This is a genomic window from Streptomyces tyrfis, from assembly GCF_037034285.1.
Taxonomy (GTDB): domain Bacteria; phylum Actinomycetota; class Actinomycetes; order Streptomycetales; family Streptomycetaceae; genus Streptomyces.
This window is the reverse complement of sequence record NZ_JBAGJZ010000052.1, coordinates 17,681-29,942: the sequence shown is the minus strand read 5'-3', so window position 1 is coordinate 29,942 and position 12,262 is coordinate 17,681. Positions and strand designations below refer to the sequence as shown.

Here is a 12,262-nt window from a genome sequence, read left to right as displayed (position 1 = left end):
GGCTTCCGTGCGCGCCCCTGCGCCCGCCGCCTGCCCGTCGGCATCCGCACCTCGACTGCCATCACCCCCGTTGCACGCCACGACGGCGCCTGGTCCGTGCGGGCCGAGGACGGGCGGGGGTTCACCGCGCGGACGGTCATCGCAGCGACCGGCGACTACGGCACACCTTGCGTGCCGGACGTTCCCGGGCAGGCGGACTTCCGCGGCCGGGTGCCGCGCTCTGCGGCACCCCGGACGGAAGACGGGCGGCCCGTTCACCGCGGAGGAATCGACGCGGCGGCGCCGGGGGCTCGGCTTCGTCGGGATGGAGTTCCAGCGCGGCTTCTCGTCCGGGCCCCTGTGCGGCGTGGGTCCTCCTCGCCGGGAGCGTCGATCAGGCTCCCCCGCGCTCGCTCCGGGGCCCGATGCGGGCATGCGCCGCGCAGCCTCCGGTTCCACAGCCCCGGCAGAGGCCGGCGGCGGGGCCGTCCGTTCCCGTGGTGCGGCAGTCGAGGCAGTGCGTCAGCCGTCCCTTCCCGGGGTGGTCGGTGCCGCGGGGCCGAACCTCTTGCGCCAGGCCAGCGCGACGTACACGAGTCCGATCAGCACGGGCACCTCGATGAGCGGGCCCACGACGCCGGACAGCGCCTGGCCGGAGGTGACCCCGAAGGTCGCGATCGCGACGGCGATCGCGAGCTCGAAGTTGTTGCCCGCCGCGGTGAACGCCAGCGTCGCCGTGCGGTCGTAGGCGAGACCGAGGGCCTTGCCGAGCAGGAAGGTCCCGAAGAACATGACCGCGAAGTAGACCAGCAGCGGCAGTGCGATCCGCGCCACGTCCAGCGGCTGCGAGGTGATCGTCTTCCCCTGCAGGGCGAAGAGGACGACGATCGTGACCAGCAGCCCGTACAGCGCCCAGGGGCCGATCCTCGGCAGGAACTTCGCCTCGTAGTTCTCGCGGCCCGTCTTCTGCTCGCCGATGCGGCGGGTGAGGAAGCCGGCCAGCAGCGGGATGCCGAGGAACACGATCACGTTGAGGGCGATCCGCCACACCGAGACGTCCAGGCCCTGGCCGTCGCCGAGGTTCAGCCACCTGGGCAGCAGGTCGAGGTAGAACCAGCCCAGCACGCCGAACGCGAAGACCTGGAACACCGAGTTCAGGGCGACCAGAACGGCTGCGGCCTCCCGGTCACCGCACGCCAGGTCGTTCCAGATGATGACCATGGCGATGCAGCGCGCGAGGCCGACGACGATCAGGCCGGTGCGGTACTCGGGCAGATCCGGCAGGAAGATCCACGCCAGCGCGAACATGACCGCCGGGCCGACGATCCAGTTGATGACCAGCGAGGACACCATCAGCTTGCGATCGCCGGTGACGGTGTCGAGCCGGTCGTAGCGGACCTTGGCGAGGACCGGGTACATCATGACGAGCAGACCGAGCGCGATCGGCAGCGAGATCCCGCCGATCTCGATCTTCGCGAGCGCGTCGTTCATGCCCGGGACGAGACGGCCCAGGCCCAGGCCGATCGCCATGGCGAGCAGGATCCACACCGCGAGATAGCGGTCGAGCGTGGAGAGCTTCCCGACGATCGAGTCGTCCCCTCTCCCGGCCCGGTCGGCAGCGGCCTTCGTGGTGCGCTCGGTGGTCACGGGCAGGCCCTCTTGTTCCCGGCCGCGCTGCGGGCGGACTCGGCCAGCGCGGCGAACTGCTCGGACAGACCGGCCAGGACCTCGGGCTTGAGCTTGTAGTAGGTGAAGCGGCCGCATGGCTCGGTCTCCACCAGCCCGGCCTCGCGCAGCACCTTCAGGTGGTTGGAGAGGTTGGTCTGCCTGGCCCCGGTCTCCTCGACCAGATGCGTCGTACAGAGCGTCTCGCGCGCCAGCAGGGTCACGATCTCCAGGCGGAGCGGATCGCCCAGTGCCCGGATCACATCAGGATCGACTGAAGTCAGCATGCACTGATACTCTCACATCATCACTCACTGATATCAGCGAGGGCTGAAGCCATTGGCGGCCGGGTTCCGCCACGCGACGGGAGAGAACGATCAACATGGCCGAGTCCTCCGGCAAGCCGTCCGTCCTGTTCGTCTGCGTCCACAACGCCGGCCGATCCCAGATGGCCGCCGCCTGGCTGACCCACCTGGCCGGAGACCGCGTCGAGGTCCGCTCCGCGGGCTCCGACCCCGGGGAGACCGTGAACCCCGCCGCCGTCGAGGCGATGGCCGAGGTCGGCATCGACATCTCCGCCGAAACCCCGAAGATTCTCACCATCGACGCCGTCCGCGAGTCCGACGTCTGCATCACCATGGGCTGCGGCGACACCTGCCCCGTCCTGCCCGGCAAGCGCTCCCTCGACTGGAAGCTCGACGACCCGGCCGGACAGGGCGTCGAAGCCGTCCGCCCCATCCGCGACGAGATCAAGACCTTCGTCCAGGGCCTGATCGCCGAGATCGCTCCGGAGGCCACGGCGTAAGCGCCATATACACGACGACGACATCACCGCCGTCGACCTCACCGGCCCCGTCGAACCGCTCACCGACTGCGCCGGGACCGTCCACCGCGCGAGGACGTGATCGTCGCGACCGGCTCCGGCTACCGCAGACTCGGCCCGCCCAAGGCAGGACGAACCGTCCGACCGGGGCGTGCCCTGGTCCGCCACCTGCGACGGATTCTTCTTCCACGACCGCGAGACCCGACATCGCCGCGGTCGGCGGCGGCGACACCGCCATGGAGGAAACCGGCTTCCTCACCCGCTTCGCCCGCCCCGTCATCGTCGTCCGCCTCCGGGCTTGAGGGAAGTACCAATGACTAATAACTGATCGTTTCAAAATGCCGTCCGGTATCGCCGGAGGCAGATGATGCTGCAGCACCCGTCGCGCCGGTAACCTGCCCGCCCCGCGGTCGTCACGCGAACGAGGTCATCGACGGGTCGGGAAGCCGTGGTGACGGGCAGTGGCCGTGACTGTCAGGGCGAGGGCCAGCAGCGCCAGGGCCGACCAGGGCAGCGAGTGCGGGCCGACGTGGTCGAGGAGGAGGCCGCCGGCGAATGCGGCGGCGGCGATGCCGAGGTTCCAGCAGGTAACCAGTAGGGACTGGGCGAGATCGGCGGCCGTGCCCGCGGCGTCGGCGACGGCGGTCTGCAGCAGGGTGGCGGCGCCGCCGAAGCCGAAGCCCCAGAGCGTGGCGGCGCCGTAGACGGGCCAGGACGCCGAGGTGAGCAGGGCAGCGGCGACGAGGAGGGTGGCGAATGCGAGGAGCCCGCAGGCGGCGAGGGTCAGGGTGCGCAGGTGCCGGTCGATCAGCGCCCCGGTGCTGAGGATGCTGACCAGCGAGGACAGGCCGAGAACCAGCAGCACGGTGTCGGTTCGCCCTTCGAGGTTCAGCGGTTCGAGCAGTGCGGCGACGTAGGTGTAAAGCAGGTTGTGGGCAAGGACGAAGGCGGCGGTGACGCCCAGGACGGCTGCCACGCCGGGGGTCCGCAGCACCTTCCGCAGTGGCAGCCGGTCGTGCTCGTCGCGGCCGGGAACGGCCGGGACGGTGGCGGCGATCCAGCCGACCAGGGCCAGCGCGATCACGCTCATCAGCCCGAAGGCGACCCGCCACCCGGCAGCACCGGCGAGCAGGGTGCCGGCCGGCACCCCCACCGAGAGGGCGACGGTCGAGCCGCTCATCGCTACCGCCATCGCCCGTCCGCGCTGCTCCGGCGCCACGATGCTGCGGGCGTAACCGGCCAAGAGAGCCCAGAGCAGCCCGGCGACCAGGCCCGCCGCGAAGCGCGCGGCCATGGTGAGCGGGTAGTTGCCGGAGACGGCGGTCACCGCGTTGGCCGCCGCGAAGCCGCCGACAGCCAGGAGCAGCAATCGCTTGCGCGGCCAGCCGGCCGTGGCGGCGGTCAGCGGGATGGCGGCCGCGATGGAGCCGACCGCGTAGAGCGTGACGGCCTGTCCGGCGCCTGACTGGCTGACGCCGAGGTCCGTGCTCATCGCGGGCAGGACACCGGCTGGCAGGGCCTCGGTCATCAGGGTGACGAATCCGGCGGTGCTGAGGGCCAGCAGCGCCGGCCAGGGCAGTCGGGGCGAGCCTGCGGGCGGTGCCGTCGGACAGGTGGGGGAACGGAGTTCGTTCGTCGACATGGGCCGATCGTCTATCGTTGACACGGATGTCAGGGTCCAGCCGGGACGGCTGGGCAAGGGCGTGAGGGCGGTCACATGCGAATTGGCGAACTGGCTCGGCTGACGGAGAGCACTCCGCGCCTGCTGCGCTATTACGAGAAGCAGGGCCTGATCACCCCTCGCCGCGAGGCGAATGGCTACCGGGACTACGACGACTACCTGGTGGACCGGGTGCTGCAGATCCGGGGGCTGCTGGACGCGGGGCTGCCGACCCGGATCATCAAGCAGATCCTGCCCTGTCTGGACACCCCGCGGACGATCCACTTCGCGGACGCCACCCCGGAGATGCTCGACACCCTGGAGTGCGAGACGGAGCGGATGACCCGCCGGATCCAGTGCCTGACCCGTAACCGGGACGCGATCATGGAGTACCTCTCGGTGGTCAGAGAGCTCGCCTGACCCCCGGTCGGGGCCGACTCGAAACTGCCCGCTTGACCTTGACACGAGTGTCAAGGTCAGAGGCTGTGGTCATGACCGATTCCGCCATCCGGCACACCGCATTCGGTGACGGCACGCCGCTCGTCCTGATCCACGGCTACACCGTCGACCACCACGTCCTGCTCCCGCTCGAACCCGCCTTCGCCGACCGCCCCGGCTGGCGGCGCCTCTACCTCGACCTCCCCGGCCACGGAGCCAGCCCCCGGCTGCCGGGCCGGACCTCGGCGACCGCCCTGGCCGAAGCCGTCTTCGAATGGATCGACGCCGAGCTGGGCGACCGGCCGTTCGCGGTGGTCGGGCAGTCCTTCGGCGGTCAGCTGGCCCGGGCGGTGACGGCACGGTACGGCGAGCAGGCGCTCGGCTCGGCGCTGCTGGTGCCGGTGGTGCGCTGGGGCGACGACCGGTCCTTGCCCGGGGAAACGGTACTGGAGCGCGACGAGGAACTGCTCGACCGCCTCCCGGCCGCCGACCGCGACCTCTTCGGCTACGTCATGGCCCGCCTGGACAAGCCCAGGTGGGAGCTCTTCGAGCGATACGTGCTGCCCGGCTGGCGGGCCCACGACGAGACGGCCGCCGCCGAGCTGGAGACCGACTTTCTGCTGCCGCACTGGCCGGAGCGCCAGGCCCCCGTGCACCGCGGGCGCCATCTGCTGGTCACCACCCGGCAGGACGCCCTGGTGGGCTGGCGCGACCAGCTGGCCCTGCTCGACCACTACCCCCGGATGGCGGCGACGGTGCTCGATGCCGCCGGGCACAACCCGCAGGTGGAATGCGCCGAGATCGTACGGGGCCTGGTCGGGCACTGGCTCGACGGGCTCGCGCGCCCTTACTGATCGTTTCGGCATGCCGTCCGGAGTCGCCGGAGGCAGATGATGCTGCAGGCGAGTTCGAGCAGGCCCTGGTGAAGGTCGGCGCGTCGTTCGTAGCGGGTGCGGAGTCGCTTGAACTGGTGCAGTCAGGCGAACGCGCGCTCGACGACCCACCGGACCGGGTGAAGGCGGCGGTCACTCCGTCGGCATCCTGCTCGAATCCCGCCGCTCCGCGCTGCACCGAGTCGAATCGCTCGTCGGCGACCTCGCCGAGCGCCACCGCTCCGCCCAGACGCACGCCTCGGGAGCACCCGTGGAGGTGCTGTCCGGCCCGGCCGCCATCCGGCGGCTGCTGAGCATGCAGAGACAGGCCAGGAGCGAGGTCTGCACCCTGGTGCCGACCCGGCGGGTGCCCGCGGTGCTCAGCTTCGAGGACAACCACCAGGAGGTGGACGCCGAGATGACGCGCCGCGGGGTCAGCGTGCGCAGCGTCGTCGAACGCGAATGGCTGGAGCACCCGCGGACCGCCGCCCTGCTCTCTTCCTGCGTCGCCCAGGGCCAGCACATCTCCGTCACGGACAAGCTGCCGATCAAGCTCGCCATCGTGGACCGCCGGATCGCCCTGCTCCCCCTGGACCCGGAGCGCGAGACGGAGCCGGTGGCACTCGTCGTGCACCGTACCGGCCTGATCACGGCGCTCGTCTCGCTCTTCGAGGAGCACTTCGGCAAGGACTGGCGGCTGAGCGCCTCCGGCGCCCAGGAGGAACGGGGCGCCCGGATCGCCGCCGTCGACCGGCAGATCGTGGCCCTCCTCCACGTCGGACTGACCGACGCGGCCATAGCCCGCCAGCTCGGCATGGGCCACCGCACCGTCCAGCGCCGGCTGCACGCGCTGATGGACGAGGTGGGCGCGGCGACCCGCTTCCAGCTCGGCTGGTACGCGGCGCGCGCCGGCTGGCTCCCGGACGCGGCTGACAACCCCGCGGCGTTTCACGGCACCTGAGGCGTAATTACGCCACGGCGCTTTCACGCCAGCACCATCCCCTGTTCACCCGCGCCGGCATGGCGAACGATCAGCACGTCAAGCGCCCGATGCCTCGTGCGGCTCAGGCGCAGGTGTGCGATGGGGAGGTCCTGTGAGACGAACGAACGTGCTGCGGCTGCTGGCGACCGGGGTGGTCGCCGCCGCGACCGGCGCCTCGCTGATGGTCGCGCCGGCCTGGGCGGACGACACCGCCCCGGAGCCGACGCCGGACCCGGTACGAGTGGCGCCGGCGATGACGCAGGGCCTGGACAAGGCCGCCCGCGAGGGCACTCCGGCCGAGGCCGCCCGCGCCCACATCAAGGCCCACCAGGGCACGTACAAGGTTCCCGTCTCCGACCTGAGCACGGTCAGGACGACGAAGGACGGCAACCAGTCCTCGGTGCGCTTCCAGCAGCGGCACCACGGCGTCCCGGTCTTCGGCGCCGAGTACGCGGTGCAGACCCGGGCGGCCGACGGCGGCCAGCAGGTCACCTCCGCGACCGGCACCCTCTACACGGACCTCACGGTCTCCACCACGCCCACGGTGAGCGAGGCCACCGCGAAGCGGCGGATGTTCGGCCTGGACCGCGGCCTGTCCGGCGTGCAGGGCGCGAAGACCGAGGCGCACGGCCTGTCCGTGCTGCCCGACGCCCAGGGCGGCCGACTGGCCTGGCACTTCACCGTCACCGGCGGCAAGCCGAACGGCGCCCCGGTCCGCCAGGAGGTGTACGTCGACGCGCGGGTCGGCGGCATCGCCCTCTCGTACAACAACATCGACGCGGCCGACGCCTCGCCCGCGCAGGGCACGGGCGTCCGCGTCGACGGCACCGAGGCGAAGCTGGACGTCGACAGGGGGACGGACGGCTCGTACACCCTCGTCGACTCCACGCGCGCGATGTATCCGAAGACCGGCGGCCAGATCCGCACCTACGACGCGCAGCGCAAGCAGTACACGCTCGTCGCGGGCGGCCCGGTCGCCGACGACATCCCGCTGGCCACCTCGGCGAGCGACCGCTTCGACGGAGCGAACACCTCCTCCGGCGCGGTCGACGCCCACCTGAACGCGGCGAAGGTCTACGAGTACTACAAGGACCAGATCGGCCGCGACGGCGTCGACGGCAAGGGCGGAACGATCTACTCCGTCGTCAACGTCGCCTCCAACGGCAAGGACTACGCCAACGCCTTCTGGGACGGCTCCAAGATGGTCTACGGCCACATGGACGGCGTACCGCTCTCCGTCGGCCTGGACGTCGTCGGCCACGAGATGACGCACGGTGTCACCGAGCACTCCGCCGGTCTCATCTACCTCAACCAGTCCGGCGCGCTCAACGAGGCGATATCCGACTACTTCGGCAACGCCATGGAGACCGCCGACAAGGGCGTCGCGATGAGCGACCCGACGTCCGGTCTCATCGGCGAGTACCTCTGCAACGGCGCCAAGCCGCTGGAGGAGTGCGCCCTGCGCGACCTCAACGACGGGCGCAGCGCGCAGAAGGACTACGAGCCCATCCCGCTCGACATCGACAACGGCGGGGTGCACTACAACTCCACCATCGTCGGCGGCGCGCTGTGGGACATGCGCAAGAGCATCGACAGCAAGCTCGCCGACCGGATCATCTACCGGTCCGCGCAGAACTACCTCACCCCGCTGTCCGGCTTCACCGACATGCGCAACGCGGTCACGCTGGCCGCCAAGTCGCTGAACGTCTCCAAGGCCGACCTCGCCGCCATCGGCAAGGCCTTCGACGGCCACGGCATCGAGGCCGGCTGGGAGCGGAAGGGCGGCACGCACGACGGCACCACCATCGGCGCCGACATCCTGCCCGCGTACGAGGTCTACAGCGGGGTCGACGAGCAGGCCGCGCAGATCAACGGCGACGTCTACGCGATCAGCCACGGCGACGCCGTCGCCTGGGGCCGGGGCAGCGCCGCCTTCGGCATCACCGTGGGCCGCTTCGGCAAGAAGCCGACGCACGAACTGGCCCAGAAGGACGCCTACCTGCTCGACCCCTCGATGGACGACGACCGCATCGTCTTCACCCGGATCGCCGGTGACGGCATCGGTGTCTACCAGACCGGTCCCAAGGGCCAGGGCGCGATCAAGAAGGTCGTGGACCGCCCCGACGCCGACGAGACCGAGCCGGTGACCGACAACGGCGCGCTCGCCTACATCAGCACCACCGCCGACGGCGAGCAGGACGTCATGCTCCGCAAGGCCGACGGCACCACGGTCAACGTGACCCCCGAGGCGGGCTCCAAGGCGAGCCACCTCGCGATGAGGAACGGGCGGATCGCCTGGGCCGGCGGTGACGGCACGTACGTGTACGTCTACGACATCGCGACGGGCACCACGCAGACCAAGCGCATCACCGGGTTCCTCTTCGACTACGTCTCGGACATCCAGCTCACCTCGGACCGGGTCTTCTGGCGCGAGACGGGCGGCTTCCTGATCCCGACCACCGGATTCCTGTCGGCCCCGCTCGACGACCTGTCCAAGGCCGCCAAGCTGCGTTACCCGTCGAGCGTCTACCTCGCCCAGTTCTCGGTCACCGACGAGTACTTCGCCTACTCCACGTTCGACCTCTGGGGCGCGCTCGGCGCCTGGAACGGGCCGGGCAAGGTGAAGGTCGCCAAGACCGCCGACGTGCTCGCCGGCCTCGACGCCTTCACCCGGGTCTCCTGCTCCTCCGGCGCCCAGCTGGCCCCGTCGCTCGGTGACGGCCGGCGCATCGCCTGGCTGGACACCACCGCGGCCGCCACCGACGTGGTGACCCGCGAGACGTTCGCCGGGAACTGCGAGTAGCGGTCCCGCACCACCGCACCGAAGGCAGGGGCGTCCGTCCGGTATCCCCTCCGCGACCGGCCCTGACGGCCGGCCGCGGAGGGAGGACAGTGAGGGCTTTCTCTTCGGGGCCCGTGGCGCAGCCGGCTCCGGGGCGGACCTCCCCGCCCGTCGGGGCGGCGCCCCGGTCGGCCGCTTCGACCTCGGTCATGAGCAGCACCTGCCCGGGGTGACGGTGCCGTCGCCGGACGATGCGGAAGCGGCCCGTGCGCGGGTCACGCTTCGGGGCGGGGCCGGCCCGCGCGGCGGACCGGTCCCAGGCGCCGGCGGGAAGCCGGCCGGCCAGCGGCCGTCAGGGGGCGGTCACCGGCTCGTCCTCGACCGCGGGCTGCGCCGCCACCGGGTCACCGGTGGCTTCGGGGTGGCGGTGGTCGATGAGGGCGAGGGTCACCAGCGCGGCCAGGACCAGGAAGCCGGCGGACCACCGGATGGCGGTGGCATAGCCGTGGACCATGGCCTGCAGTTCCAGGATGCCGGCAGCCTTCGGGGAGGCGGCGGCGTGGAGGTGGTCCCTGGTGTAGGCGGCGGTGCTGCTGGTGGCGACGGTGTTGAGCAGAGCGACACCGATCGCGCCGCCGACCTGCTGAGAGGTGTTGACCATGGCGGAGGCGACGCCCGCGTCCTGCGGCTGGACCCCGTGGGTGGCCAGGTTCATCGCGGGCATCATCGCCGTGCCCAGCCCCAGGCCCATCAGCACCATGCCCGGAAGGACCACGGAGATGTAGGAACTGTCGACCTTGATCTGCGCGAGGATGGCCAGACCGGCTGCGGCCAGGAGGTAGCCCGGCGCCATCAGGAGACGGGGAGCCATCCGGGGGGTGAGCCGCGCACCGATCTGGGTGGAGCCGATCATCATGCCGGCCACCATCGGCAGGAACGCCACACCGGTGACGACGGGGCTGTAACCGAGCACTACTTGCAGGTAGAAGGTCAGGAACAAGAACAGGCCGAACATGCCGATCGTCGAGACGGCGACCGCCGCGTAGGCGCCGCCCCGGCTGCGGTCGCCGACCACTCGCAGCGGCAGCAGCGGGGCCTTGACCCGGCTCTCCGTCGCGACGAACGCGGCCAGCAGCACGACCGCGGCGATGAGCAGGCCGATGGTGACCGGGGCGTGCCAGCCGTCGGTCTCGACCCGGGTGAACCCGTAGACCAGGGACACCAGTCCGGTGCAGGCGAGCAGCACTCCAGGGATGTCGAGGCGGCTGCCGCCCTTGCGGTCGCTCGCCGGGTCGTGGATCAGCAGGATGGCGCCGGCAGCGGCGACGACGGCGAAGAAGACGTTGACGAACAGCGTCCAGCGCCAGTTGGCGTACTCGGTCAGCACTCCGCCCAGGAGCAGGCCGACCGCGCCGCCGGCGCCGGCGATCGCCCCGTAGACACCGAGTGCCTTCGCACGCTCCTTCGGCTCGGTGAACATCACCGTGATCAGCGACAGCGCGGCCGGTGCCAGCAACGCGCCGAAGGCGCCCTGCAGGGCACGTGCCCCCAGCAGCATGCCCGTGTCGACGGCCGCCCCGCCGAGCGCGGAGGCGACCGCGAAGCCGATGACACCGACGGTGAAGGCGCGCTTGCGGCCCCACAAGTCCGCTATCCGGCCGCCGAAGAGGAGCAGACCGCCGAACGCCAGCGCGTAGGCGGTCACCACCCACTGCCGGTCGCCGTCGGAGAAGCCCAGGTCACGCTGGGCCGCGGGCAGGGCGATGTTGACGATGGTGCCGTCCAGCACCACCATCAGCTGGGCGATGCCGATGAACAACAGCGCCTTCCACCGCCCGGATACAGGCTGAGAAACGGGCAAGGGCATGGCAGAGCTCACCTCACGTGATTCGAGCGGGGGAAAGGACGAGCGGGCCGCGACCGGGTGCCCGCGCGGTGCGCCAGGCACCGCGATCCTTGCGGGCCCCGGGGCGCGTCAGGCCTTGGAGCCCAGAACCGGGTAGTCGATGTACCCGCCGTCACCGCCGCCGTACAAGCCCTCGGGAACAAGGGCGTTGAGCGGTGCGCCGGCACGGAAGCGCGCGACCAGGTCCGGGTTGGCGAGGAATCCCCGTCCGAACGAGATCAGGTCCGCGCCCCGGCGCAGCCACTGTTCCGCGTTCTCGCGGCCGCCGTCCTCGGGGGGCTGCGGGAAGGAGTTGAGCGGGTTGACCATGAGAAGGCCCGGCCAGGCGGCGCGGATCTTGTCGTTGACGTCCTCGTCCTCCGCGGCGACCAGGTGCAGGTGAGCCAGGCCCAGCGGCGCCAGCTCACCGAGCAGCGCGGTGTACAGCGCCGCGCTGTCGCCCTCGGTGATGTCGTTGAGCGCCTTGGCGGGTGAGATCCGCAGCCCCACCCGGTCGGCGCCGATCGCGCCGGCCACGGCCTCGACCACTTCGACGACGAAGCGGATGCGGTTCTGCAGGGAGCCGCCGTAGACGTCGGTGCGCAGGTTCGCGTTGTCCGAGAGGAACTGGTGGAGCAAGTACCCCATGGCGCCGTGCACCTCGACGCCGTCGAAACCGGCCTCGACCGCCCGCTCGGCGGCATGCGCGAACTCCGTCACGATGCCCTCGGCCTCAGCGATGGTCAGGGCGCGCGGTTCGACGTAGTCCTTGGGGCCCTCCGGGGTGAAGATCTGCCCCTCGGCACGGACGGCGGACGGCGCGACCGGGGTGAGGCCGTGGACGCCGGGGTGGCCCACCCGTCCCGAGTGCTGGAGCTGGAGGAGGATGCGCCCGCCGGCCTCGTGCACGGCGTCGGTCACCGCACGCCACCCGGCCACCTGCTCATCGGTGTGGATTCCGGGGGTCATCGGGTAGCCCTGCCCCTGCGGCGACGGCTGGGTGCCCTCGGTCAGGATCAGGCCCGCCGAGGCGCGCTGGGCGTAGTAGGTGGCCATGCTCGGCGTGGGAACGCCGTCCCCATGGGCGCGGCTGCGGGTCATCGGGGCCATCACCATGCGGTTGGGCAGCTCCAGGCGGCCATGGCGTACGGAGTCGAACAGGGACATGCGGAACTT

Annotated in this window: 10 protein-coding genes and 2 pseudogenes; 6 read left to right on the top strand and 6 right to left on the bottom strand. The window is 71.1% G+C overall.

The window, feature by feature from the left end; genetic code table 11:
• Positions 1-501 precede the first annotated feature (501 nt).
• On the bottom strand, positions 502-1,626 hold the full coding sequence (gene arsB, locus WA762_RS29825; RefSeq protein WP_335939787.1) for an ACR3 family arsenite efflux transporter: 1,125 nt from the start codon (positions 1,624-1,626) through the stop codon (positions 502-504).
• Positions 1,623-1,931 carry an ArsR/SmtB family transcription factor gene (locus tag WA762_RS29820; RefSeq protein ID WP_335939786.1) on the bottom strand — a complete coding sequence of 103 codons (309 nt, stop codon included), beginning with the start codon at positions 1,929-1,931 and terminating at the stop codon, positions 1,623-1,625. The genes arsB and WA762_RS29820 overlap by 4 nt, the downstream gene beginning before the upstream one ends.
• Before the next feature lie 95 nt (positions 1,932-2,026).
• Between WA762_RS29820 and WA762_RS29815 the strand changes: the two genes are divergently transcribed.
• Both WA762_RS29815 and WA762_RS29810 read left to right on the top strand, forming a co-directional pair.
• The gene (locus WA762_RS29815; RefSeq protein ID WP_335939784.1) at positions 2,027-2,449 is read left to right on the top strand and encodes an arsenate reductase ArsC; all 423 of its coding nucleotides are present in this window, start codon (positions 2,027-2,029) and stop codon (positions 2,447-2,449) included.
• Positions 2,450-2,465: 16 nt separating this feature from the next.
• Positions 2,466-2,766: pseudogene (locus tag WA762_RS29810) on the top strand (NAD(P)/FAD-dependent oxidoreductase); the annotation flags it as partial.
• 128 nt (positions 2,767-2,894) lie between these two features.
• Here the strand turns inward: WA762_RS29810 and WA762_RS29805 are convergent.
• Entirely contained in the window at positions 2,895-4,109 is a 1,215-nt protein-coding gene (locus WA762_RS29805; RefSeq protein WP_335939782.1) for an MFS transporter, read from the bottom strand.
• Between the two features lie 75 nt (positions 4,110-4,184).
• Between WA762_RS29805 and WA762_RS29800 the strand changes: the two genes are divergently transcribed.
• The gene (locus WA762_RS29800) at positions 4,185-4,547 is read left to right on the top strand and encodes a MerR family transcriptional regulator (RefSeq protein ID WP_335939779.1); all 363 of its coding nucleotides are present in this window, start codon (positions 4,185-4,187) and stop codon (positions 4,545-4,547) included.
• A 71-nt stretch (positions 4,548-4,618) separates the two neighbouring features.
• A complete protein-coding gene (locus WA762_RS29795) occupies positions 4,619-5,419 on the top strand; it encodes an alpha/beta fold hydrolase (protein WP_335939777.1) in 801 nt (266 codons plus the stop codon).
• On the opposite strand, the pseudogene WA762_RS29790 reads toward WA762_RS29795, so the two are convergent.
• Positions 5,413-5,577 (bottom strand): annotated as a pseudogene (locus WA762_RS29790) (transposase); the annotation flags it as partial. The gene WA762_RS29795 and the pseudogene WA762_RS29790 overlap by 7 nt on opposite strands.
• A gap of 131 nt (positions 5,578-5,708) precedes the next feature.
• Here WA762_RS29790 and WA762_RS29785 point away from each other — a divergent pair.
• Together WA762_RS29785 and WA762_RS29780 are read left to right on the top strand one after the other, a co-directional pair.
• Entirely contained in the window at positions 5,709-6,398 is a 690-nt protein-coding gene (locus WA762_RS29785) for a helix-turn-helix transcriptional regulator (protein WP_335939776.1), read from the top strand.
• 133 nt (positions 6,399-6,531) lie between these two features.
• Entirely contained in the window at positions 6,532-9,222 is a 2,691-nt protein-coding gene (locus WA762_RS29780; RefSeq protein WP_335939775.1) for a M4 family metallopeptidase, read from the top strand.
• A 331-nt stretch (positions 9,223-9,553) separates the two neighbouring features.
• Here WA762_RS29780 and WA762_RS29775 read toward each other — a convergent pair whose 3' ends face one another.
• A complete protein-coding gene (locus tag WA762_RS29775) occupies positions 9,554-11,068 on the bottom strand; it encodes an MFS transporter (protein WP_335939774.1) in 1,515 nt (504 codons plus the stop codon).
• Between the two features lie 108 nt (positions 11,069-11,176).
• Positions 11,177-12,253, bottom strand: a complete 1,077-nt coding sequence (locus tag WA762_RS29770; protein ID WP_335939772.1) for an alkene reductase — start codon at positions 12,251-12,253, stop codon at positions 11,177-11,179.
• Positions 12,254-12,262 lie beyond the last annotated feature (9 nt).

Bases quoted from the DNA above. Each gene is read 5' to 3' on its own strand.
- WA762_RS29820 (WP_335939786.1), bottom strand. From the start codon at position 1,931: ATGCTGACTTCAGTCGATCCTGATGTGATCCGGGCACTGGGCGATCCG.
- WA762_RS29815 (WP_335939784.1), top strand. From the start codon at position 2,027: ATGGCCGAGTCCTCCGGCAAGCCGTCCGTCCTGTTCGTCTGCGTCCAC.
- WA762_RS29805 (WP_335939782.1), bottom strand. From the start codon at position 4,109: ATGTCGACGAACGAACTCCGTTCCCCCACCTGTCCGACGGCACCGCCC.
- WA762_RS29800 (WP_335939779.1), top strand. From the start codon at position 4,185: ATGCGAATTGGCGAACTGGCTCGGCTGACGGAGAGCACTCCGCGCCTG.
- WA762_RS29795 (WP_335939777.1), top strand. From the start codon at position 4,619: ATGACCGATTCCGCCATCCGGCACACCGCATTCGGTGACGGCACGCCG.
- WA762_RS29775 (WP_335939774.1), bottom strand. From the start codon at position 11,068: ATGCCCTTGCCCGTTTCTCAGCCTGTATCCGGGCGGTGGAAGGCGCTG.
- WA762_RS29770 (WP_335939772.1), bottom strand. From the start codon at position 12,253: ATGTCCCTGTTCGACTCCGTACGCCATGGCCGCCTGGAGCTGCCCAAC.